A 450-nucleotide genomic window follows, 5' to 3' on the forward strand; every position below is an offset into this window, starting at 1 on the left:
GCGGCAAAGCCCGTTCCGCACGACGATTGCGCATGGCTATCTGACGCTGTCGATCATCGGCGCACTGGCGCTCGGCATGGGCATCGTGCCCGAGAACACCCAGGCTGCCTTCAATTATGGCTTCGACAAGGTGCGCTTCCTGGCGCCGGTCAAGGTCGGCGCGCGCATCAGGCTGCGCATCACGCTGCTGTCCATGGAGGACAGGGGTCCCGGCCAGTATCTCATGAAGGCAGCCAATACGGTCGAGATCGAAGGCGAGGAAAAGCCTGCCTTGACGGCTGAAACGCTGGTCATGCTCTATGAACGCCGCAAGCGGGCAGGCGCCTGAGCCTGTTTGGGAATTCTACTCTCTGAGCGGTGTGGCGCGTCACGAACCCCTGGATTCCGTGCGGCCTGCGGCGCGGGCAGAGAGCAGCGCGAGGACCAGCGCGATCAGCGCTAGCACTGTCG

1 protein-coding gene (only partly in view) is annotated in these 450 nt (G+C 63.8%); it reads left to right on the forward strand.

All coding sequences use genetic code 11. The features are described from left to right. Nucleotides 1-328, forward strand: partial view of a MaoC family dehydratase gene (locus tag EOB59_RS23340; RefSeq protein WP_128289333.1) — the 3' portion only. Its footprint begins 161 nt before the window's first position; only the last 328 of its 489 coding nucleotides appear in the window; its start codon lies off the left edge, out of view; it ends in the stop codon at nt 326-328. Nucleotides 329-450 lie beyond the last annotated feature (122 nt).

The sequence above is a fragment of the Mesorhizobium sp. M7A.F.Ca.MR.176.00.0.0 genome, from assembly GCF_004023165.1.
Lineage (GTDB): Bacteria > Pseudomonadota > Alphaproteobacteria > Rhizobiales > Rhizobiaceae > Mesorhizobium.